Here is a 23033-nt window from a genome sequence, read left to right on the forward strand (position 1 = left end):
CCGGCTTGCCGGCGGCCACCCCGCGGTACGGCGTTGCTATGATAGCGCAGCGCAAACCCAATAACGACAAGGGTTTCAAAGATTTTCATCGGTATTTCGCCGAATGAATCGTCGATTGCCCGTTTTTTGACCTGCGCCAACCGGACAGGATACGCAGCGGGGTCCGCCCGTCCGTCGCCCCGTTGCCCTTTTCCAACGGCCGGTCGGACGGCCTCCCGCAATCCCTTGCCAGGCTTGGCTGCCACGTTTTTTGTTTCGCATGCCCGACCGACTTGTTTACGCCACGCTCGCACTTCGCGACGACGGCACGCTCGTCTCGCCCGAGTTCGGCGAGTTCCATCGCGGCGCATCGGGCACGCTCGCGCACGCGCATCGCGCATTCGTCGCGGGCAACGGGCTGCCCGCGCGCTGGCAGCGCCGTCGAACGTTCACGATCGTCACGACCCGATTCGGCGCGGGCGCCGGCTTCCTCGCAGCCTGGGCCGCGTGGCGCGACGATCCTGCGCGCTGCGAACGGCTGCATGTCGTCGCGCTAGAGCCGCACCCGTTCTCGCGCGACGACCTGCGCCGCGCGGTTTCGCATATGGTTGCAGACACAACCATATCGGCAGACGCCGATGCATTGATCGATGCTTGGCCGATCCTCGTGCCGGGCCTGCACCGGCTCGAATTCGACGAAGGGCGCGTGGTGCTCACGCTCGCGTTCGGCGATGCGATCGAGCTGTCGAAGAAGCTCGTCGCGCGCGCCGACGCGTTTTTTCTCGATGGCGCCGCGGCCTCGGCCGACGGGATCCGCGCACTCGCGAAAATCGCCGGCGAACACGCGACGTTTGCGACCCATGCAAAGTCCGACGACGTGAAACACGCGCTCGGCGAAACGGGTTTCACGTTCCGCGAAGTCGACGATCGTCTCGTCGGCGAATATGCGCCGCGCTGGCGCGCGCGCCGGCACGAGCCACCGCGTGCACTGCCCGTTGCAGCGCGCCGTGCGATCGTGATCGGTGCGGGCCTCGCCGGCTGCGCGGTGGTCGAACGCCTGGCTGCGCGCGGCTGGGACGTCACGCTGATCGAGCGGCACGAACGGATCGCCAGCGAAGCGTCGGGCAACCCGGCCGGGGTTTTCCATCCGTTGATGACGCGCGACGACAACGTCGCGAGCCGGCTCACGCGCGGCGGCTTCCTGCACGCACTGGCACGCTGGCACGCCCTCGAACGCGCAGGGCATGCGTTCGCACGCAGCACGCACGGGATGATCCATCTGGCCGAATCGGCCGACGATTTCGCGCGGATGCGCGATGCGTTCGATGCGTTCGGCGCGCCGTCCGACTACGTGACGCTGCTCGATGCCGATGCCGCGCGTGCGCACCTGAATCTGCCGGTCGCGCATGGCGGCCTGCTGTTTCCGCAAGGCGGCGCCGTCTGGCCGGCCGGGCTGTGCGCCGCGCAATATGCGGCGGCCGGCGAGCGCGTGCGCCTGCTTGCGTCCACCTGCGTCGCGCGGCTCGAACGACGGGGCGACACCTGGCATGCGCTCGACGATACCGGCGCCACGCTGGCCGATGCGCCCGTCGTCGTGCTCGCGAACGCGGGCGACGCCGCGCGTCTTGCCGGGCTGCGGCATGTCGCGCTGCAACCGGTGCGCGGCCAGCTCACGCTGTTGCCGCCGGGCACGACGGCGCCGCTGCCGTGCCCGGCGATCGGCGACGGTTACGCGGTCCCGCTCGCCGACGGCACGCTGCTGATCGGCGCGACGTTCGAACCCGACGACACCGATCCCGCGATGCGTACGGCCGGCCACGTCGAGAACCTCGAACGCGTGCGACATCTGCTGCCGGGCCTGATCGGCGATCTGCCGGACCCCGCCACGCTGCGCGGGCGCGTGGCGTTCCGCTGGGTCGTCGGCGACCGCCTGCCGCTCGTCGGCCCGCTCGCCAACGAAGCGCAGGCCACCGCGAACGCCCGCGCGCTCGGCGGTGCGCAGGCGCGCGACCTGCCGCGCCTGCCCGGCCTCTACGGCGCATTCGGCTTCGGTTCGCGCGGCCTCGTGTGGGCCGCGCTCGGCGCCGAGCTGATCGCCTCGCAACTCGAAGGCGAGCCGTGGCCGCTCGAGCGCGAACTCGCCGACGCGGTCGATCCCGCCCGCTTCCTGATCCGCGCGCTGCGCGCACGCCGCGTCGGTTCGACGGGCTGACCGGCCGCGTCTTCCTCACAGTTTCCCGATTTTCCCGCGCAAGGTTATCCACGCAATGCTGTGGATAACCACGCGGAATCCGCGCGCACTTCGTGTGTAATCACAGTGGACGTAAACTGGGCAACTCCGCACAGCCGTGAAGCGGCCCGAAAGTTGCTCAACTCAAACGTCTGTGCACGAACAGCCTGTGCAACCGGTTATGGTTTCGCCAACGCATTGATCCAACAGCGTAAACTGGAGTTATCCACAGAACTGTGCGTCCTTTGTTAACTTCTACTACGTATATATACGAGTAAACCTTTGAAACCAAAAACCTGTGGTGCCGCACAGCGCCGCGAGTCGATTCGGTCGGTTCCGGAACGAAAAAGCTGTGGCACAATCGGTTTCCTTCGCGTTCGTTCGGCCAGGCGCCGGACATGCTTCAACGGAACGGTCGGCACGATTTCGAATCTGAATCTTCGAGTCCGCCAGTCCGTTCACACACCAGGCCGACAATCCAGATCGGCAACCTGAACGACGTTCCACCCTGTGGCGGAACAGGCGGACCCCATGTACCGCCGTCGTCGAGCACAACAATCACATTCGGGGCAATACCCAGCCGGCGCGTATCCATTCCTGTCGCTTGACCCCGCGTCGCTGGCGGTTGCTTCCAAAGGAGAAGTCACCACGATGAAGTCGGCGTTCTCATTCCTGCCCAACTGGCCGCTCGCGCCGGATGCCGTGTTCTGGGCCGGGCTCGCGCTGTTTGCAGCCGGCCTGTGCGGCGAGCTGTGCTATCGCGCGTGGCGTCTGCCGCGCATCACCGGCTATGCCGTGATCGGCCTGATCGCCGGTTCGTTCGGCTTCGGCGTGATCGACGCGAGCACCGACGAAACCTCGCGGCTGCTGATGGACGTCGCGCTCGGCCTGCTGCTGTTCGAACTCGGCAGCCGCCTCGACCTGCGCTGGATCCGGCGCAATCCGTGGCTCGTCGCGTCGAGCCTCGCGGAAGCCACGCTCACGTTCGTGCTCGTGCTGTTCGTGATGCTCGCGCTCGGCGTATCGGGGATGGTCGCGCTGGTGCTGTCGGCGATCGCGATCGCGACGTCGCCGTCGATGGTGATCCAGCTCAAGACCGAACTGCGCGCGGAAGGGCAGGTGTCGCAACGCCTCATCACGCTCACCGCGCTCAACAGCGTGTACGCGATCGTGCTGACCAAGCTCGTGACGAGCTGGCTGCACCAGGAAGCGTACGGCAACGTTTTCGCGACGATCCTGCAACCGCTTTACCTGCTCGCCGGTTCGTTCATCGTCGCGTATCTGGTCGCGCGTTCGTGCAATTACCTGTTCCGCCACATGACCGCGACGATGCGCGACGAGCATTCGTTCGTCGCGCTGTTCGGGCTCGTGATGCTCGCGATTGCCGTCGCGCAGGCGTTGAAGCTGTCGACGCTGCTCACGCTGCTGCTCGCCGGCATCATCGTGAAGAACCTCGAAGCGCGGCCGCAGCTGTGGCCCGAGCATTTCGGCACGGCCGGCTGGCTGCTGACGGTGGTGCTGTTCGTGCTGACGCTCACGTCGTTCACGTGGGGCGACATCGCGCTCGGCGGGTTGCTCGCGATCGTGCTGATCGTCACGCGGCTCGCCGCGAAGCTGGCCGGCGTGGTCGCGTTCGCGAAGCCGAGCGGTCTCGGGATGAAGCAGGGCGTCGCGCTCGGCATCGCGCTCACGCCGATGTCCGCGCTGTCGTACCTGCTCGTCGACGACACCTACCAGCTTTATCCGAATTTCGACCCGCACCTGCGCGCGATCGTGATGTGCTCGATCGTGATCCTGCAGCTCGTCAGCCCGTTCGTCGTCTACCGCTGCCTGTCGGCGGTCGGCGAACGCAGCGACGGCAACTGATTCCGGAACCTGCCATGGCACTCGAAACCTTCGTCAATTCCGAACCGTTCACGTTCGGCGTCGAACTGGAGATCCAGGTCGTCAACACGCACAATTACGATCTGACCAAAGCGGCATCCGACCTGATGCGGCTGATCCAGGACGAGACCTTTCCGGGCAACATCACGCCGGAAATCACCGAAAGCATGATCGAGCTGTCGACCGGCATCTGCCATTCGCACGAGCAGGCCGTCAGCGAGCTGCATGCGATCCGCGACGTGCTCGTGAAGGCGGCCGACCAGCTCAACGTCGGGCTGGCCGGCGGCGGCACGCATGCGTTCCAGCAATGGAGCGACCGGCAGATCTACGATGCGCCGCGCTTCCAGTACATCTCCGAGCTGTACGGCTATCTCGCGAAGCAGTTCACCGTGTTCGGCCAGCACGTGCACATCGGTTGCCCCGATCCCGACAGCGCGCTGTTCCTGCTGCACTCGATGTCGCGCTTCATTCCGCACTTCATCGCGCTGTCCGCGTCGTCGCCGTTCGTGCAGAACGTCGATACGGGCTTCCATTCGGCACGCCTGAATTCGGTGTTCGCGTTCCCGCTGTCGGGCCGCGCGCCGTTCGTGCTGACGTGGGACGGCTTCGAGGAGTACTTCACGAAGATGGTGAACACGGGCGTCGTCAACTCGATGAAGGACTTCTACTGGGATATCCGGCCGAAGCCCGGCTACGGCACGATCGAGGTGCGCGTGATGGATACGCCGCTGTCGGTCGATCGCGCGGCGGCGATCGCCTGCTACATCCAGACGCTCGCACGCTACCTGCTGACCGACCGACCGCTGAAGCTGTCGGAGGACGATTACCTCGTCTATACGTTCAACCGTTTCGAAGCGTGCCGCTTCGGGCTCGAGGGCACCTGCGTGAATCCTCAGACGGGTGAGCGCCGCACGATCGCGGAAGACATCCTCGACACGCTCGACCGGATCGCGCCGCATGCGGCCGCGCTCGGTTCGCGCGCGGCGCTCGACGAGATCGGCGCGCTCGCGAAGGCGCGCGTGAACGACGCATCGTGGTTGAGAACCGTTTTCAAACAGGAAAAATCGCTGAACGAGACGGTCCGGCAGCAGTGCTTACGTTGGCGCGGGTGAAAAAATGTTTTGCAGATTGCGGGATCGACCGCGGCGCGATTCGCTGAATGGCGCGCGCTGCCGTGTCCGGCCGAACGCGTCGCCAGTCGTCCTGAAAATCTGTGGATAACCCGATATTCCACTGCAAAGTCAACGCTCTGCGGGCGGGATAACCCGGTGGATCACCCGCGTGCGGCCGGGGGCCGATTCGAACGGGAAAATACCGGCGCACCCTGCTTCGCGGGCACGCGACATTGAGCGCACAACGAAAAATTGCGGTTATCCAGTGATTTTCCACAGTGTGCAGGGGATAACTTAGCTGTGCGATTTTCCGCTCTCGCTTAGAATGTCGGCTTTGCGGATGCCGGAAACGATGCGTGTCTCTCCGGTCGCCGCGAACGCGACCGCCGCGTGTGCCTCGCGACGGCCGTGCTGACGCATTCGAGAGCGTGCGTCTGTTTTGAGACGGGATTCGATCTCCACACTACGGCCGCTCGGCCAACCGGGCGGCGGAAAAGCGAAAAGACTATGAGCGAAGGCGTTTACGGGAACCAGGCTGCGGGACGTGTGACCCACAGCTTGCTGCGGTTGAGCACGGCCATGCGGAGCGAGGCATGGGATTGGGCGGAAGGCGCTGGCCTCACGCCGACGCAGGGCGAGATTCTCGTGCTGCTGTTGCAGCGCAAGGGCCCGATGCGGCTCGGCGAGATCGCGCGCGAGACGCAGCTCACTGCGGCCACGACGAGCGATGCGGTCAGCACGCTCGAGACGAAGGGGCTCGTCGAGAAGCGCCGTGCGCTGGACGACGGCCGGGCACTGGCCGTGCGCCTGTCGGCGCGTGGCCGCACGGCCGCGAAGAAGGCACTGCAATGGCCTGAATTCCTGACGAAAGCGGTCGGCAAGCTCGGCGCGGACGAGCAGGGCACACTGTATCGCGCGCTGCTGAAGACGCTGCGCGAGCTGCAGGTGGCCGGCGCGACGCCGCCGCAACGCATGTGCCTCACGTGCACGCATTTCCAGCCGGGCAAGCTGTCGAAGAAGACCGTGCATCACTGCGCGGCGCTCGACATCTCGATGTCCGACAGCGATCTGCGTCTCGACTGCGCGGTGCAGGAAGAAGCCGACGCGGCGACGCAGAAGAAGACCTGGAAGATTTTCGCTGGCTGACGTCCGTCGATCGACCGGGAGGCCGATGATGAACGCTGAAGTCGTGGCGATCCGCCACGTGCATTTCGAGGATCTCGGGAGCTTCGAGCAGGTGCTCGGCGAACGCGGTCGACGGGTGCGCTATGTCGATGTCGGATCGTCGCGGGTCGAGGTGCTCGACGTGCTCGAGCCGTCGCTGCTCGTCGTGCTCGGCGGGCCGCTCAGCGTGTACGACGATGCGCAGTATCCGACGATCGCGCCGCTCCTGGCGCTCGTGCGCCAGCGCATCGACGCGGGGCTGCCGATCCTCGGCATCTGCCTCGGCGCGCAGTTCATCGCGCGGGCGCTCGGGGCGCACGTCTATCCGGCTGCCCGGCACGAACTCGGCTGGGCGCCGCTGACGCTCACCGACGCTGGCCGCGCGTCGCCGTTGCGCCATCTCGACGGTACGGCGACGTCGATGCTGCACTGGCATGGCGATACGTTCGACCTGCCGGGCGGTGCGATCCATCTCGCGTCGACGCCGGCCTGTCGCCACCAGGCATTCGCATGGGGGCAGCACGTGCTGGCGTTGCAATGTCATCCCGAGATCCGTACCGATCGGTTCGAACCGTGGCTGATCGCGAACGCCGGCGAAATCACCGCGACGCCCGGCATCGACGCGCGCCAGCTGCGTGCCGATACCGCGCAGCACGGCCCCGCGCTCGAGACGGCCGCACGGCGCATGTTCGCGGAGTGGCTCGACAGCGTCGGGCTCTGACGTCGCGGGCAGCCCCGCCCGCTGCAACGGTTGAGCCCGGCCTGCATCCGATGCGGGCCGGCGCGTCGCCGGACACCGCACATTCCGCGCATCGCCGGCATCCGGCCGGCCGCACCTGACCATCCGCTTACTGTCGATCGCGCCGTCTGCACGCTTCGAGCGTGCGTGCTACGCTCGTCCGCTCTTTCCCTTTCCTGGCGAGCGGCTTCCATGACTGCGCTGTTTTCCCCGTTCACGCTGCGCGGCGTGACCCTTCCGAACCGGATCGTGATCTCCCCGATGTGCCAGTACTCGGCCGAACGCGGCGAAGCGACCGACTGGCACATGATTCACCTCGGCCATCTCGCGCTGTCGGGCGCGGGGCTGCTGTGCATCGAAGCGACCGCGGTGGAACCCGACGGGCGCATCACGCATGGCGACCTCGGCCTGTGGGACGACGTGACCGAAGCCGCGCTGAAGCCGGTGCTGGCCGCGATCCGCAAGCATTCGCCGGTCCGCGTCGCGATGCAGTTGTCGCATGCGGGGCGCAAGGCGTCGAGCGCAGCGCCGTGGGAAGGCGGCCAGCTCGTGCCGGTCGCCGAGGGCGGCTGGTTGCCGCACGGGCCGTCGGCCGTGCCGCACAAGGACGGCGAGACGCCGCCGCTCGCACTCGATGCCGCGGGCCTGAACCGCATCCGGGAAGCCTTCGCGGCGTCGGCCAGGCGGGCTGCGCGGCTCGGCATCGATGCGATCGAAGTGCATGCGGCGCACGGCTACTTGCTGCATCAGTTCCTGTCTCCGCTCGCGAACCGGCGCACCGACGAATACGGCGGCTCGCGCGAAAACCGGATGCGGTTTCCGCTCGAGATCTTCGAGATCGTGCGTGCCGCGTTTCCGGAAGACCGGCCGGTCGGCGTGCGCGTGTCCGCGACCGACTGGGTCGAAGGCGGCTGGGAGCTCGACGATACGATCGCGTTCGCGCACGAACTGAAGCGCCGCGGCTGCGACTGGATCGACGTGTCGTCCGGCGGCGTGTCGCCGCTGCAGAAGATTCCGCTGTCGCCCGGCTACCAGGTGCCGTTCGCGCAGGCCGTGAAGCGGGCGGTCGGCATGCCGACGATCGCGGTCGGCCTGATCAACGAACCCGAGCATGCGAACCGGCTGATCGAGGCCGGCGATGCCGATCTCGTCGCGATGGCGCGTGCGATGCTGTACGACCCGCGCTGGCCGTGGCACGCGGCGGCCGAACTCGGCGCGCAGGTGACGGCGCCGCCGCAATACTGGCGCTCGCAGCCGCGCGAGCACAAGGCGCTGTTCGGCGACGTCGCATTCGGCCAGCGCTGAGCGCATCGCGCAATATTGCGCGCGATGTTGAACGAAGCAATCTTGAACGTGTAGGATGCGGGTGATTCGCCGCATGCCCCGACGCGGCACCGACCGGTGCCGCGTTTTCGTTTGGCGCGGCGCCCGGCCGCGTTCGCGGTCGCTTCCATACAAGTCGTCTTCACAAGGATTCGTTCGATGAGTTCACGCAGGATCGCGGTGCGCCGCTCGGGAGTACACGGCAAGGGCGTGTTCGCCGTGGCGGCGATCAAGGCCGGCGAGCGCGTAGTGGAATACAAGGGCGAGCGAATCTCGTGGAAGGAAGCGCTGCGTCGTCATCCGCACGACCCGAGCGAGCCGAATCATACGTTCTACTTCGCACTCGACGAAGGCGGCGTGATCGACGGCAAGATCGACGGCAACAGCGCGCGCTGGATCAACCATTCGTGCGCGCCGAACTGCGAAGCCGAGGAAGTCAAGGGCCGCGTGTACATCCACGCGCTGCGCGACATCGCGCCGGAAGAGGAGCTGTTCTACGACTACGGCCTCGTGATCGACGCGAAGCTGACGAAGAAGCTCAAGCGCGAATACGCGTGCCACTGCGGGGCGGAGTCGTGCCGCGGCACGTTGCTCGCGACGTCCGACGAAGGCGGGAAGAAGAAAAAGAAGAAGGACAAGAAGGACGGCAAATCCGCGTCCGGTTCGAAGGACAAGAAGAACCGGAAGTGATGCAGGCGGCAGCGCATTTCGCGCTGCCGCTGTCGTTTCGGCCGACGGTTGGCGCGTTGTAGCGGGCCGTCGTTCGCTTTCGTTCTCCGGCGGGCCGCCCGGTCGACGGACCGACGGCCGCCCGCCGCGAATCGCTCAGTGCGTCGGCGCCGCAGCCGGCGTTTCGCCGGCCGGCTTCTCCGTGCGCGCGGCGAGCGGCACCCTCACCACGAAGCGCGAGCCGCCTTCCGGTGCATCCTCGTACGACACGGTGCCGCCGTGCATCGCGATGATGTCGTGCACGATCGCGAGCCCCAGCCCGGCGCCCGTTTCGACGCCGTTGCCGCTTTGCGCGTCGCCGCGGAAGAAGCGTTTGAACAGGTCGGCCTGCTGGTTCGCGGGCACGCCGGGGCCGTTGTCCTCGACGACGATCTCGGCGGCAGGCTGGCTGTCCTCGAGCGCGGCGCGCGCGACGTTTACCGTGATCCGCGCGCCGTCCGGCCGCGCGAGCGGCACGTACTTCAGCGCATTGTCGAGCAGGTTCGCGATCACCTCGCGCAGCAGCACGGGGTTGCCGCGCACGATCAGCGTCTCGTCGTCGCCCGCGTCGTCGCTGCGCTGGAAGCCGAGGTCGACATGCGACGCGAGCGCGCGCGGCACCCATTCGGCGCCCGTCTCGAACGCCATCGCCGCGAGATCGACGTCGACGAAGCGCGCGGCCTGTTCGCCCGGCTCGGCACGCGCGAGCGACAGCAACTGGTTGGACAGCCGCACCGCGCGGTCCGCGGCCGCGCGCAGCTCGCGCACCGCGGCGAAGGTCTGGTGCGGGTCGCGCGCGACCACCGCCTGCTCGGCATGCAGCTTCACCGCGGTGAGCGGCGTGCGCAACTGGTGGGCGGCATCGGCGATGAACTTGCGCTGCGCGTCGAGCGCGGTCTTCAGACGGCCGAGTAGCGCGTTCATCGCGCTCGTCAGGGGCCGGATCTCCAGCGGCACGTCGGTTTCGTCGACCGGTTCCAGCGACGTGTGGGTCTGCCGGTTCAGCGAATCGGCCAGATGCGTGAGCGGGCCCAGTTGCTGGTTCACGACGCGCCACACGATGCCCCAGCCCGCGAGCAGCAACAGCAGCAGCGGCATCATGATCGCGACGAGGAATTCGGCCGCGATCCGGTAGCGGTGCCGCACCGGCTGCGCGACTTCGACGACCATCGGCCGGCCGCCTTCGACGTTGTCGACGCGCACCTGCGCGACCCGCACCGCGCGGTTGTCGTATTCGGCCTCGAACACGTACGCATGATGCATGCGGCGCACGTTGATGCCCTGCAGCGGCAGCTTCGGATCGCCGGCGAGTTCCTGCTCGCCGTCGCTGATCCGGTAGATCAGCGCTTCGGCCGGATCGGAGAACATCGCCTGCGCGAGCGGCGGCACCGTGAACGGCGCGTCGGGGCCGGCGATCTGGATCTGTTTGGAGATGGCGGTCGCGAGATCGGCGAGCGAGCGGTCGATCACGTGCTGCGTGTATTGCCACGCGAGCCAGTAGGCGATCAGGCCGCTCATCAGCGCGAGCATCGACAGCGGCGCGGCGAGGCGCCGGAGCAGCGAGCGGCGCAGGCTGGTGGTCACAGCCGGATCAGGGGACATTTCGACGGGCAAATGGATAAGCGCCGCTCACGGGGAGCGGCGCGGTCGTGCGCCGGGCGCGGCGACGCGGAGCAGCGCATGCGCCGGCGGCACGCGGCCGACCGGCGCGCGCGTCGCTCAGACGCTCGCCGTTTGGCGGATTTCCTGCAGCAGGTAGCCGAAGCCGCGCACCGTGACGATTTCGACCCGGCACTGTTCGAGTTTCTTGCGTACGCGGTGCACGTAGACTTCGATCGCGGTGTCGCCGAGATCGCCGCCGAAGTGCGTGAGGTGATCCTGCAACTGGGCCTTGCTGACGACACGGCCGTGACGCAGCAGCAGCATCTCGAGCACCGCGAATTCGCGCGGCGACAGTTCGAGCGGCTTGTCGTCGTTGAAGATGCGGCGGTCGACGCCCGACAGGCGAACGCCGCCGAGCGACACTTCCGGACGCGGCATGTCGCTGTGCGGGCCGCTGCGGCGCATCACCGCGCGGATGCGCGCTTCGAGTTCGGCCGGCTCGAACGGCTTGAGCATGTAGTCGTCGGCGCCGGAGTTCAGGCCCTGGATCCGGTCGTTCAGCTCGTCGCGCGCGGTCAGCACGATCACGGGCGTGTGGCGGTTGGTCTGGCGAAAGCGCGTGAGCAGCGTCATCCCGTCGATGCCCGGCAGGCCGAGGTCGAGGATCACGAGTTCGTGGCGGTTCTGTGCCAGCGCCTGCTCGGCAAAAATGCCGTCATGCACCATGTCGACGGTGAAGCCAGCCTGCTCGAGGCTGCTCTGGATACCGCGTGCGATGGGGCGGTCGTCTTCGATCAGAAGGAGTCGCATGAAGTTCGCTCAAGTACAATGGGTTGGCGGTTCAGGCACGCGGACAGCACGAAGCCGTTTCCACAGGGACGCCGCATCGCCTGACATCAAGCATGGCGGCCAGCGAACGATTAGATCCAATCATGTCCGATATTTCGATCCACGACCTAGAAGCCGCGATCAATTTCTGGCGCGCCCGCTCGCCGTCGAGCGGCGACGAACTCAAACTCTGCGAAGAGGCCAGCGCGCTCTCCAAGCCGTATGCGCTGCTGATTGTACAGCGCGAAAGCGCGCTGCAACTGGAAGGATTGGACCCCAAGGCGCGGAAAGCGTACGAGACTTACGTGCGCCTTAAGGATGGCTTGGAAAGCTGAAGGCTTTCGCTGAGTACATCCTAGAAAACGTTTAGCGAAATGAAAAGTTGACGCGCCGCGCATCGAAAGGACGCGCGGCGGTAGAGGCGATACTCAGGCGCCCGGTTGCGCGTGCGCGGCGGCGCCGTCGATGAACCGCGCGAGTTCGATGTCGCGTTCGGTCAGCCCGTCGGCGTCGTGGGTCGACAGCGTGACGTCGACGCGGTTGTACACGTTGAACCATTCCGGATGGTGATTCATCTCCTGCGCCTTGATCGCGACACGCGTCATGAAGCCGAATGCCTCGTTGAAATCGGCGAAGCGCAGGCGGCGCTGGATCGCGTCGCGGCCCGGCACGGCCGTCCAGAGCGGCAGGCCTTCGAGCCGGGTCTTGCGTTCTTCGGATGTGAGCTTGTGGATCATCTTGCACCTCTCGTTCGGTAACGGCGTCCGCCCGCGGCTGCGCCGCGCGGCGAAGCCGGCGTCGTTCATTGTTTCATAGTTGCGGGAAGGGCGACGGGCAGCCGGCGACGGGCGGCCGGCGGGCGCCGCGGCACCCGGCGCATTACACGTCGTCGTCGTCCGGCCAACCCTCGCCCGTGCCGCGATGCAGCACGCGGTCGGTCTCGAGCACCGCGCCGGCCGGAAATTCGGGTAGCGCCGCGAGCCGGCTGGCCAGGGCGCGGCCGTCGACGTCGGCGAGCGCGAACAGCTGCGTGAAATCGTCGATCACGAAGTAGGTCTTCTGGAACGTGTCGATCCGGTACTGCGTGCGCATCACGCGCTCGAGGTCGAACCCGAGCCGGTTCGGCGCCGCGCTTTCGAGGCTGTACAGGCTTTCGCCCTTGCTCGATACGATCCCGGCGCCGTAGATCGACAGCCCGTCGACCCCGCGCGGGTCCCGGATCAGCCCGAATTCCACCGTATACCAATAGAGGCGCGCGAGCCGCGCCAGCGCCGCTTCGTCGTCGGCGACCGCGAGCGCGGTGCGGCCATACGCCTGCATGTAGTCGGCGAACACCGGATCGATCAGCAACGGCACGTGGCCGAACAGGTCGTGGAAGCAGTCGGGTTCCTGCAGGTAGTCGAGCTGGTCGGGACGGCGCATCCACCAGGTGACGGGAAAACGCCGGTTCGCGAGGTGCTCGAAGAACACGCGGTCGGGCACGAGGCCCGGCACCGCCACGATTTCCCAGCCGGTCACGGGCTTCAACTGGCGGTTCACGTCGGCGAACGACGGCACGCGATCGGCCGGCAGCTCGATCTTGCCGAGCCCGGCGACGAATGCATCGCACGCGCGACCGCGCAGCAGGGTCGACTGGCGTGCATAGAGCTGCTTCCACACCGCGTGGTCGACCTGGCCGTAGCGCTGAAGCGGCTGGTCGATGGTGAAATCGGCGCGGGTTTCGAGGCCCGCGTCGAACTGCTCCTGCAGTTTCGCGGTGACGACGGTGGACATGATCAGGCTCTGCACGCTGGGGTTGAGATCATGCAAGTGTAGAGCGGGCTGCGCGCGGATTGGGCGCATAGTTGGCGTTGAATTGCTCGATAATGCGATAATCGCGCATTAAATCAAGAATCAATGCGGAGAATACTCATGCTGGAACTCGATCACTTCGATCTCGCGCTGCTGGACGTGCTGCAGCGCTTCGGTCGCGCGACCCATCAGCAGCTGGGCGAGGAGGTGCCGCTGTCGCCGTCGCAGATCGGCCGGCGGCTGCAGCGGCTCGAGGCGGCCGGCGTGATCGAAGGCTACCGCGTGATGCTGCGGCCCGAAAAGCTCGGGCTCGGCGTGACCGCGTTCACGAGCCTGAAGCTCAAGCATCACGGCGATTCGATCATCGAGCAGTTCCAGCAACAGATCGACGTGCTGCCGGAAGTGCTCGAATGCCATGCGGTGGTGGGCGATGCCGACTACCTGCTGCGGATCGTCGCGCCGGATCTCAACGCGCTGTCGCAGTTCGTGATGAAGAAGCTGATGCGCGTACCGGGCGTCGACAGCGTGCGCTCGAACATCGTGCTGACGACCTTCAAGCGCAACGGCGCGCTACCGCTCGCGCATCTGGCGCCCGGCGCCGCGTGACGGGAAGGGGCCGCGGCGCCGGCGCCGAGGGCGGCCCGCGCGGGGCGCCGTCGGCGGGGCCGGGTCAGGCCGTTTCGGGGTGGGCGTCGGCGTTCAGCAGATCGACGTACGCGACCGCGACGAGATCGTCTTGCGCCACGCCGAGCTTCGCGAACACCTCGTGCGCTTCGGCTTCGCCGCCGGCTTCGTCGTCGTCCGGGCCGAGCACGACTTCGAGCTCGATGAAATCGCCGAGCCCGTCGACGCGGTCGAGGTGGATGCGCGTGCGGCCCGCGAGGTACACGTGCCGTTCCTTCGTCACGATCCCGCGCGTGGTCAGCGCGGTCGCGAGCAGCGAATGCATCGCATCGGGGTTCGTCACCGGGCTGCGCGTGTAGTACGACGCCTTCGGGCCGTCGCGATCGTCGCGCTGATAGAAGATCAGTTCGGCCGGCGTGCCGTCCTCGAAGCGGCGCAGCTTCAGCCGGCCGCGCGGCACGTCGTAGAAGAAATCCTGCTGGCGATAGAACAACGGCGCTTCGGTCGCGAGCTGAGCCGCCTGTTCGCGCAGCCGGTCGAATTCACGGGCGCGGGCTTTGATCTCGATGTTGCGGGCCATGCGGGTCTCCTTCAATCGGGGTCTCGCGGTGTGCGAACGCACAATCTAGCAAAAAGCCTGCGATGGTGGCGTGACGAGCGGACGGCACGCGGCGACACGACGCGGGGCGGGCGATCGATCCGCAACGGCGATCCGCGGAATGCGTCGGGCACCGAAACCCGCTGCGCGACCGGCCGCATCGACATCAGCCACGCTCATATCGCCCACTGCGCTTCGATCAGCCGCAGCGCGGCCGCGATCGCCGGTTCGTCGCGCCGCTCGGCGAGCGTCACGAACGTCAGTTCGGTCGGCACCGTCACGCGCTCGACGATCGTCAGCGCATGCGCGTGCGCTTCGGCTAGCGCGGTCGAATCGCGCGCGAGCGTCAACCCGATCCCCGATTTGACGAGGTCGAGCATCGATTGTTCCTGGTCGACCTCGGCGACCTTCACCGGCTGCGCGCCGGCGTCCGCGAAACGCCGCGACAGCAACCGATGGTGCGCGGACGCCGGCGGCGTCCAGATCCACGGCAGCGCGGCGAGCGCGCTCCAGTCGTGCGCGCGCTGCACGCGCTCCTTCCAGCCGGCCGGCGCGAGCACGCGGTACTCGAAATGCATGAGCGCGAGGGTGTGGAACAGCGCGCCGTCGAGCGGATCGTCCTCGCCCGGCCGGCCGATGTAGTAGCCGACGTCGAGCGCCTGCGCGCGCACCTGTTCGATCACCCAGCCCGACATCCCGTGGCGCAGCGCGGTCTCGATCTGCGGATGGGTCTCGACCAGCGCGCGCAGGAAGCCGCCGAGCCGCAGGAACTCCGGGTCGAGAATCGTGCCGATCCGCAACCGGCCGCGCACCTCGTGCCGCAGCGCGGCCGCGGCGCGCTGCACGTCGGCGGCGGCGGCGAGCGCGCGTTCCGCATGCGGCAGCAGCGTCTGGCCGTCGCGCGTGAGCGCGAGCCCGCGCGACGTGCGCGTGAACAGCGCGACACCGAGCGTTTCCTGCAGATGCTTGATCTGGAGGCTGACGGCCGGTTGCGTCAGGTGCAGTTGCGCGGCCGCGCGCGTCAGGTTGCCTTCGCGCGCGACCGTCGCGAACGCGCGGAGCAGGGTGAGATCCATCGTCGTGATATGAGCGCGGCTTATAACGCAGTTCAGCATAACTCATTGGATCGGCGGCCGGGCGCGGGAGTACGCTTCATCGGGTCGTGGCGCGCAGGCCGCAGGCGCGGCGCGACGCACTATGCTGAAAATGCGCGCGGTATTGCGCCGCGCGGTGCACAACAAAGAGGTTTGCATGGAGCGCAGTAAGCGCTGAAGCGCTGACTTCGTCCAGCCACGTCATGGGGGCCGGGTAAGGGCTGAAGCACTAACTCGGGTCGACCGCCGTGGGGATGGAGTAAGCGTTGGAGTGCTGACTCCGTCCGGCCACGCCATGGGACCAGCGTAGGCGCTGAAGCGCCAACGCTGGTCGACAGGAGACAAACAGTGATTACTACTCAACGCACGCTCGAAGGCGAATTCGACTACGTGATCGTCGGCGCGGGCACCGCAGGCTGCGTGCTCGCGAACCGCCTGACCGAGGATCCCGATATCAGCGTGCTGCTCCTCGAAGCGGGCGGCAAGGACGACTATCACTGGATTCATATCCCGGTCGGCTATCTGTACTGCATCGGCAACCCGCGCACCGACTGGCTGTACAAGACGCAACCCGAAGCGGCGCTCAACGGCCGCGCACTGTCGTATCCGCGCGGCCGCGTGCTCGGCGGCTGCTCGTCGATCAACGGGATGATCTACATGCGCGGCCAGCGCGAGGACTACGACAACTGGGCACAGGAAACCGGCGACGCCGGCTGGTCGTGGGACAGCGTGCTGCCGATCTTCAAGCGCAGCGAAGATCACCATGCGGGCGCGAGCGACGCGCACGGCGCGGGCGGCTACTGGCGCGTCGAGAAGCAGCGGCTGCGCTGGGAGATCCTCGAATCGTTCGCGCAGGCCGCGCAGCAGACGGGCATCCCCGCCACAGACGATTTCAACCGCGGCGACAATGCCGGGGTCGGTTACTTCGAAGTGAACCAGAAGCGCGGCGTGCGCTGGAATACGTCGAAGGCGTTCCTGCGGCCCGCGATGGTGCGCCCGAACCTGACCGTGATCACCGGCGCGCACGCGCAGCGCGTGATCTTCGACGGGCGGCGCGCGGTCGGCGTCGAGTACCGCGGCGGCGGCGCCGATTACGTCGCGCGGGCGCGGGCGGAAGTGCTGCTGACGTCGGGCGCGGTGAATTCGCCGCAACTGCTCGAACTGTCGGGCATCGGCGACGGCCGGCGGCTGCAGGCGCTCGGCATCGACGTCGTGCAGGATCTGCCGGGCGTCGGCGAAAACCTGCAGGACCACCTGCAATTGCGGATGGCGTTTCGCGTCGACGGTGTGCGCACGCTCAACACGCTGTCCGCGCACTGGTGGGGCAAGCTGATGATCGGCGCCGAATATGCGTTGCTGCAGCGCGGGCCGATGTCGATGGCGCCGTCGCAACTGGGCGCATTCGCGAAATCGGACCCGGACGATCCCGCACTCACGCGCCCCGATCTCCAGTACCACGTGCAGCCGCTGTCGCTCGAACGCTTCGGCGAGCCGCTGCACGGCTTCAACGCCTTCACGGCGTCGGTCTGCCATTTGCGGCCGACGTCGCGCGGCAGCGTGCACGTCACGAGCGCCGATCCGGGCAGCGCACCGGCGATCGCGCCGAACTATCTGTCGACCGATCACGATCGGCACGTCGCCGCGAACGCGCTGCGCCTCACGCGCCGGATCGCGTCCGCGCCGGCGCTCGCGCGCTATCGTCCCGAGGAAGTCCTGCCGGGCCCGCAGTACCGGACGGAGGCCGAACTGATCGAGGCGGCCGGCGCCGTCGGCACGACGATCTTCCACCCGGTCGGCACCTGCCGGATGGGGCGCGCCGACGACGAGCGCGCGGTAGTCGACAGCCGGCTGCGGGTGCGCGGCATCGCCGGGTTGCGGATCGTCGATGCGTCGGTGATGCCGTTCATCACGTCGGGCAACACCAATTCGCCGACGCTGATGATCGCCGAGCGCGCGAGCGACATGATTCGTGCCGACCGCCGTGCGGCGCGCGAAACGACGCCGGTGCGCACCGAGGCCGCGGTGACGGCAGCATGACGGCCCGCTGACACGCGTGTCGGCAGGCCGTCATGCGACTGCCCGCTGCTTCGATATGCGAAACAAGCTGCCGTCGCTTTCGCTCGAACGGCAAGATCCGTGCGAGCCGCGCCGTCGCGCGGCTTTTTTTCGGCATGTGCGTGCCACGTCCTGCAACCGGTCAACGCGTGATGATGCACGTATCAAAAAAACGCGGTGAAAACCGTGCACAGCCGCGTCCGACAAGGCGGCCATCCCTATAAGTGCAAATCCCGATGATTGCACTGCACCAACGGCGCGACAATGTTGCGCAATGTGCATACGCGTCGGCGCGGGAGACCACCCTCGAGGCGTACCACGGCGCCCGGGGGCAGCCCGCTGATCCGCTGACCGTTCGCGGCCGCTTGCGCCAGGCTTCCCGGTGCTTCGCCTGACTTCGTACGGAAGGGAACATGATTCTCGGCGACACGATTCTGGAAACACGCGGACTGACGAAGGAATTCAGGGGCTTCACCGCCGTGAACGGCGTCAACCTGCGTGTGCGGCGCGGTGCGATCCACGCATTGATCGGGCCGAACGGCGCGGGCAAGACCACCTGTTTCAACCTCCTCACCAAATTTCTGACGCCGACGGCCGGCCAGATCGTCTTCAACGGCATCGACATCACCGACGAGCGGCCCGCGCAGGTCGCGCGGCGCGGCATCATCCGCTCGTTCCAGATCTCGGCCGTGTTCCCGCACCTGAGCGCGCTGCAGAACGTGCGCATCGGCCTGCAGCGGGCACTCGGCACCGAATTCCATTTCTGGCGCAGCGAACGCACGCTGAAGCGGCTCGACGACCGCGCGATGGATCTGCTCACGCAGGTCGGCCTCACCGATTTCGCGCACGTGCCGACCGTCGAGCTCGCCTACGGCCGCAAGCGCGCGCTCGAGATCGCGACGACGCTCGCGATGGAGCCCGAACTGATGCTGCTCGACGAGCCCACGCAGGGGATGGGCCACGAGGACGTCGACCGCGTGACCGCGCTGATCAAGAAGGTCGCGAGCGGCCGCACGATCCTGATGGTGGAACACAACATGAACGTGATCGCGGGGATCTCCGACACGATCACCGTCCTGCAACGCGGCGAGGTGCTGGCCGAAGGCTCGTATGCGGAAGTGTCGAAGAATCCGCTCGTCATCGAGGCCTACATGGGCAGCGCCGATGCCGCGCTCGCGGGGGCGCACGCATGAAGCACAGCGAACGGGAGGAACGCGAATTGAGCGGCGTCGAGAGCGGTACGCCTGCGCTGGAGATCACGGGCCTGGAGGCCTGGTACGGGGAATCCCACATCCTGCACGGCGTCGACCTGACCGTGCATCGCGGCGAGGTCGTCACGCTGCTCGGCCGCAACGGCGCGGGCCGCACGACGACGCTGCGCGCGATCATGGGCCTCACGGGCCGCCGCAGCGGGTCGATCAAGGTCGCGGGCCACGAGACGATCGGCCTCGCGACGCACCGCATCGCGCATTACGGCATCGGCTACTGCCCGGAGGAGCGCGGGATCTTCTCGAGCCTGTCGTGCGAGGAGAACCTGATGCTGCCGCCGCTGATCGGGCCGCACGAACACGCGATGTCGCTCGACGAGATCTACGCGATGTTCCCGAACCTCGCGTCGCGCCGGCAGAGCCAGGGCACGCGGCTGTCGGGCGGCGAGCAGCAGATGCTCGCGGTCGCGCGGATCCTGCGCACCGGCGCGAACCTGCTGCTGCTCGACGAGATCTCCGAAGGCCTGGCGCCGGTGATCGTGCAGGCGCTCGCACGGATGATCGTCGCGCTGAAGGCGCGCGGCTACACGATCGTGATGGTCGAACAGAATTTCCGCTTCGCCGCGCCGCTCGCCGACCGCTTCTACGTGATGGAGCACGGCCGCATCGTCGAGCATTTCCGTGCATCCGAACTGGAAGGCAAGATGCCGATCCTGCACGACCTGCTCGGCGTGTGACGCCGCCCCGTTTCCGTTGCCGCTAGCCGTGGCGGCTCTCGAACAACCACAACGCATCAGAACAACAGGAGACGTCAATGAAAATGAAGACCCTCGCACAGGCCTGTCTCGCGCTCGCGGCCGCCGCGTTCACCGCCGGCGCCGCCCACGCGGCGGATACCGTGAAGATCGGCTTCATCACCGACATGTCGGGGCTTTACGCGGATATCGACGGGCAGGGCGGTCTCGAGGCGATCCGCATGGCGGTCGCGGACTTCGGCGGCAAGGTGCTCGGCAAGCCGATCGAGGTCGTCTACGCCGACCACCAGAACAAGGCCGACATCGCCGCGTCGAAGGCGCGCGAATGGATGGATCGCGGCGGGCTCGACCTGCTGGTCGGCGGCACGAACTCGGCGACCGCGCTGTCGATGAACCAGGTCGCGGCCGAGAAGAAGAAGGTCTACATCAACATCGGCGCAGGCGCCGACACGCTGACCAACGAGCAGTGCACGCCGTACACGGTCCACTACGCGTACGACACGATGGCGCTCGCGAAAGGCACCGGTTCGGCGGTGGTGAAGCAGGGCGGCAAGAGCTGGTTCTTCCTGACGGCCGACTACGCGTTCGGCAAGGCGCTCGAGAAGAACACATCGGACGTCGTGAAGGCGAACGGCGGCCAGGTGCTCGGCGCGGTGCGTCACCCGCTGTCCGCGTCGGACTTCTCGTCGTTCCTGCTGCAGGCGCAATCGTCGAAGGCGCAGATCCTCGGCCTCGCGAACGCGGGCGGCGACACGATCAACTCGATCAAGGCCGCGAAGGAGTTCGGCATCACGAAGACGATGAAGCTCGCCGCGTTGCTGATGTTCATCGACGACGTGCACAGCCTCGGCCTCGAAACGACGCAGGGCCTCGTGCTGACCGACAGCTGGTACTGGAATCGCGATGCGGCGTCGCGCCAGTGGGCGCAGCGCTACTTCGGCAAGATGAAGAAGATGCCGTCGAGCCTGCAGGCGGCCGACTACTCGTCGGTGACGACGTACCTGAAGGCCGTGCAGGCCGCCGGTACGACCGACTCCGACAAGGTGATGGCCGAGCTGAAGAAGATCAAGATCAGCGACTTCTACGCGAAGGGCTATATCCGCCAGGACGGCAGCATGATCCACGACATGTACCTGATGGAAGTCAAGAAGCCGTCGGAATCGAAGGAGCCGTGGGACTACTACAAGGTGCTCGCGACGATTCCGGGCGAACAGGCGTTCGGCACCAAGCAGGAAACGCGCTGCGCGTTGTGGAAGTAAGCATCGCGTAGCGGCGCGCACGGGCGCGCCGCACGGTGGCGGCTGCGGCGACGTGCCCGCTGCGCCGCCCGCGTGCGCGACGCATGAACGTTGCGCATGCAACGAAACTCATTCTGACGGCTAAGTCGATGGACATCTTTGGCATTCCGTTGCCGGCGATGCTGAGCCAGTTGCTGCTCGGGCTCGTCAACGGCTCGTTCTACGCGATCCTGAGCCTCGGGCTCGCGGTGATCTTCGGGCTGCTCAACGTGATCAACTTCGCGCACGGCGCGCTGTTCATGCTGGGCGCGATGCTCGCGTGGATGGGCCTGTCGTATTTCGGGCTGCCGTACTGGGCGATGCTCGTGCTGGCGCCGGTGCTCGTCGGCGCGTTCGGGATCGCGATCGAGCGCTCGATGCTGCGCTGGCTGTACAAGCTCGATCACCTGTACGGGCTGCTGCTCACGTTCGGCCTCACGCTGGTCGTCGAAGGTGTGTTCCGGTCGATCTACGGGTCGTCCGGCCAGCCGTACGACGTGCCGTCGCAGTTGTCCGGCGCGACCAACCTCGGTTTCATGTTCCTGCCGAACTATCGCGCGTGGGTCGTCGTCGCGTCGCTCGCGGTGTGCCTCGCGACGTGGTTCGTGATCGAGAAGACGCGGCTCGGCGCGTACCTGCGCGCGGGCACCGAGAACCCGAAGCTCGTCGAGGCGTTCGGCGTGAACGTGCCGATGATGATCACGCTCACCTACGGCTTCGGCGTCGCGCTCGCCGCGTTCGCGGGCGTGCTGGCCGCGCCCGTGATCCAGGTGTCGCCGCTGATGGGCCAGCCGATGATCATCACCGTGTTCGCGGTGGTCGTGATCGGCGGGATGGGCTCGATCCTCGGCTCGATCGTCACGGGCCTGCTGCTCGGCGTGATCGAGGGCTTCACGCGCGTGTTCTATCCCGAAGCGTCGGCCACCGTCGTGTTCGTGATCATGGCGATCGTGCTGCTGTTCCGTCCGGCGGGCCTCTTCGGCAAGGAAAAATGATGCAGAGAAAAGTGCTCTACGGCGTGTTGCTCGCCGCACTGCTCGCCGCGCCGTTCATCGGCGCGTATCCGGTGTTCGTGATGAAGGTGCTCGCCTTCGCGCTGTTCGCGGCCGCGTTCAACCTGCTGATCGGCTATACGGGACTGCTGTCGTTCGGCCATGCGATGTTCCTCGCGACGGCCGGTTATGCGACCGGCTATTCGATGCAGACGCTCGGTTTCACGCCGGAGCTCGGCGTGCTGGCCGGCACCGTCGGCGCGACGCTGCTCGGGCTCGTCGTCGGGCTGTTCGCGATCCGCCGGCAGGGCATCTACTTCGCGATGATCACGCTCGCGTTCGCGCAGATGGTCTACTTCATCTATCTGCAGGCGCCGTTCACGCACGGCGAGGACGGCCTGCAGGGCGTGCCGCGCGGCCGCCTGTTCGGGCTGCTCGACCTGTCGAACGACGTCGCGCTGTACTACGTCGTGCTGGCGGTGGTCGTCGCCGCGTGCGCGTTCATCGTGCGGGTCGTCCATTCGCCGTTCGGCCAGGTGCTCGTCGCCATCAAGGAGAACGAAGCGCGCGCGATCTCGCTCGGCTACGACACCGACCGCTTCAAGCTGCTCGCGTTCATCCTGTCGGCCGCGCTCGCGGGGCTGGCCGGCTCGCTGAAGGTGCTCGTGCTCGGCTTCGAGACGCTGTCGGACGCGTACTGGACGATGTCGGGCCTCGTCGTGCTGATGACGCTCGTCGGCGGGATGGGCACGCTGTTCGGGCCGCTGCTGGGCGCCGCGCTGATCGTGGCGCTGGAAGACCGGCTCGGCGACATCGGCGAATGGCTCGCGTCGACGACGGGCGTCGCGTGGTTCCATTCGCTTGGCGAATCGGCGACGATCGTCACCGGGCTGATCTTCATCGCATGCGTGCTGGCCTTCCGGCGCGGCATCGTCGGCGAGATGGTCGCGCGGATCAAGCCGTTGAGAGCGTCGTCGTGAGCAGGCCGTGCGCGTCGCCGCGCGTTGATGCGAAGCACCATCCGGCACGCCCGGGAAGGGCGTCGCGACAGGTTCGGGCCGGCGCCGCGC

At 67.1% G+C, this 23033-nt stretch carries 21 protein-coding genes; 15 read left to right on the top strand and 6 right to left on the bottom strand.

What is annotated here, in order from left to right; translation table 11 throughout:
- The first annotated feature begins 259 nt into the window (after positions 1-259).
- The 7 genes from mnmC to WT53_RS01790 all read left to right on the top strand — a co-directional run bounded on the left by mnmC (position 260) and on the right by WT53_RS01790 (position 9121).
- Positions 260-2191, top strand: a complete 1932-nt coding sequence (gene mnmC, locus WT53_RS01760) for a bifunctional tRNA (5-methylaminomethyl-2-thiouridine)(34)-methyltransferase MnmD/FAD-dependent 5-carboxymethylaminomethyl-2-thiouridine(34) oxidoreductase MnmC (RefSeq protein ID WP_060258274.1) — start codon at positions 260-262, stop codon at positions 2189-2191.
- Positions 2192-2860: 669 nt separating this feature from the next.
- Positions 2861-4075: a cation:proton antiporter gene (locus WT53_RS01765; protein ID WP_034209665.1), complete on the top strand. Its 1215-nt coding sequence runs from the start codon at positions 2861-2863 to the stop codon at positions 4073-4075.
- A gap of 14 nt (positions 4076-4089) precedes the next feature.
- Complete coding sequence (locus tag WT53_RS01770; protein WP_060258277.1) at positions 4090-5205, top strand: YbdK family carboxylate-amine ligase; 1116 nt, start codon at positions 4090-4092, stop codon at positions 5203-5205.
- A 507-nt stretch (positions 5206-5712) separates the two neighbouring features.
- Complete coding sequence (locus WT53_RS01775; RefSeq protein WP_034209663.1) at positions 5713-6351, top strand: MarR family winged helix-turn-helix transcriptional regulator; 639 nt, start codon at positions 5713-5715, stop codon at positions 6349-6351.
- A 28-nt stretch (positions 6352-6379) separates the two neighbouring features.
- Entirely contained in the window at positions 6380-7090 is a 711-nt protein-coding gene (locus WT53_RS01780) for a glutamine amidotransferase (protein ID WP_060258382.1), read from the top strand.
- Positions 7091-7300: 210 nt separating this feature from the next.
- Positions 7301-8413, top strand: coding sequence for an NADH:flavin oxidoreductase/NADH oxidase (locus WT53_RS01785; RefSeq protein WP_059827086.1), 1113 nt, complete (start codon positions 7301-7303; stop codon positions 8411-8413).
- 177 nt (positions 8414-8590) lie between these two features.
- A complete protein-coding gene (locus tag WT53_RS01790) occupies positions 8591-9121 on the top strand; it encodes an SET domain-containing protein (RefSeq protein ID WP_060258280.1) in 531 nt (176 codons plus the stop codon).
- Between the two features lie 135 nt (positions 9122-9256).
- Here WT53_RS01790 and WT53_RS01795 read toward each other — a convergent pair whose 3' ends face one another.
- Together WT53_RS01795 and WT53_RS01800 are read right to left on the bottom strand one after the other, a co-directional pair.
- A complete protein-coding gene (locus WT53_RS01795; protein ID WP_034209861.1) occupies positions 9257-10741 on the bottom strand; it encodes a sensor histidine kinase in 1485 nt (494 codons plus the stop codon).
- 117 nt (positions 10742-10858) lie between these two features.
- Entirely contained in the window at positions 10859-11551 is a 693-nt protein-coding gene (locus tag WT53_RS01800; protein ID WP_006401494.1) for a response regulator transcription factor, read from the bottom strand.
- 122 nt (positions 11552-11673) lie between these two features.
- On the opposite strand from WT53_RS01800, the gene WT53_RS01805 reads away from it, so the two are divergent.
- A complete protein-coding gene (locus WT53_RS01805; RefSeq protein WP_006401493.1) occupies positions 11674-11904 on the top strand; it encodes a DUF3717 domain-containing protein in 231 nt (76 codons plus the stop codon).
- Between the two features lie 93 nt (positions 11905-11997).
- Here the strand turns inward: WT53_RS01805 and WT53_RS01810 are convergent, their stop codons facing one another.
- Entirely contained in the window at positions 11998-12375 is a 378-nt protein-coding gene (locus tag WT53_RS01810; protein WP_257127321.1) for a 4a-hydroxytetrahydrobiopterin dehydratase, read from the bottom strand.
- A 73-nt stretch (positions 12376-12448) separates the two neighbouring features.
- Positions 12449-13342, bottom strand: coding sequence for a phenylalanine 4-monooxygenase (gene phhA, locus WT53_RS01815; RefSeq protein WP_060258385.1), 894 nt, complete (start codon positions 13340-13342; stop codon positions 12449-12451).
- Positions 13343-13480: 138 nt separating this feature from the next.
- Here phhA and WT53_RS01820 point away from each other — a divergent pair, with 138 nt between their 5' ends.
- Positions 13481-13966: an Lrp/AsnC family transcriptional regulator gene (locus WT53_RS01820; RefSeq protein ID WP_006408082.1), complete on the top strand. Its 486-nt coding sequence runs from the start codon at positions 13481-13483 to the stop codon at positions 13964-13966.
- 64 nt (positions 13967-14030) lie between these two features.
- On the opposite strand, the gene WT53_RS01825 is transcribed toward WT53_RS01820, so the two are convergent.
- Positions 14031-14564, bottom strand: coding sequence for a class IV adenylate cyclase (locus tag WT53_RS01825; protein ID WP_059780430.1), 534 nt, complete (start codon positions 14562-14564; stop codon positions 14031-14033).
- 194 nt (positions 14565-14758) lie between these two features.
- Positions 14759-15658 (bottom strand): LysR family transcriptional regulator, encoded by a 900-nt coding sequence (locus WT53_RS01830; RefSeq protein ID WP_060258283.1) that lies wholly within the window; start codon positions 15656-15658, stop codon positions 14759-14761.
- 369 nt (positions 15659-16027) lie between these two features.
- Here WT53_RS01830 and WT53_RS01835 point away from each other — a divergent pair, with 369 nt between their 5' ends.
- The 6 genes from WT53_RS01835 (at position 16028) to WT53_RS01860 (ending at position 22943) form a co-directional block, all read left to right on the top strand.
- The gene (locus WT53_RS01835; RefSeq protein ID WP_059827090.1) at positions 16028-17713 is read left to right on the top strand and encodes a GMC family oxidoreductase; all 1686 of its coding nucleotides are present in this window, start codon (positions 16028-16030) and stop codon (positions 17711-17713) included.
- A gap of 431 nt (positions 17714-18144) precedes the next feature.
- Positions 18145-18924, top strand: a complete 780-nt coding sequence (locus tag WT53_RS01840) for an ABC transporter ATP-binding protein (protein WP_027783147.1) — start codon at positions 18145-18147, stop codon at positions 18922-18924.
- Positions 18921-19676, top strand: a complete 756-nt coding sequence (locus WT53_RS01845; RefSeq protein ID WP_034209657.1) for an ABC transporter ATP-binding protein — start codon at positions 18921-18923, stop codon at positions 19674-19676. Before WT53_RS01840 ends, WT53_RS01845 begins: the two co-directional genes overlap by 4 nt.
- Positions 19677-19753: 77 nt before the next feature.
- Positions 19754-20953 (top strand): ABC transporter substrate-binding protein, encoded by a 1200-nt coding sequence (locus WT53_RS01850; protein WP_034209656.1) that lies wholly within the window; start codon positions 19754-19756, stop codon positions 20951-20953.
- A gap of 128 nt (positions 20954-21081) precedes the next feature.
- Positions 21082-21966: a branched-chain amino acid ABC transporter permease gene (locus tag WT53_RS01855; RefSeq protein ID WP_012327599.1), complete on the top strand. Its 885-nt coding sequence runs from the start codon at positions 21082-21084 to the stop codon at positions 21964-21966.
- A complete protein-coding gene (locus WT53_RS01860) occupies positions 21966-22943 on the top strand; it encodes a branched-chain amino acid ABC transporter permease (protein ID WP_034209655.1) in 978 nt (325 codons plus the stop codon). Before WT53_RS01855 ends, WT53_RS01860 begins: the two co-directional genes overlap by 1 nt.
- Positions 22944-23033 lie beyond the last annotated feature (90 nt).

It is taken from the genome of Burkholderia sp. MSMB2157WGS (assembly GCF_001532755.1).
GTDB lineage: Bacteria > Pseudomonadota > Gammaproteobacteria > Burkholderiales > Burkholderiaceae > Burkholderia.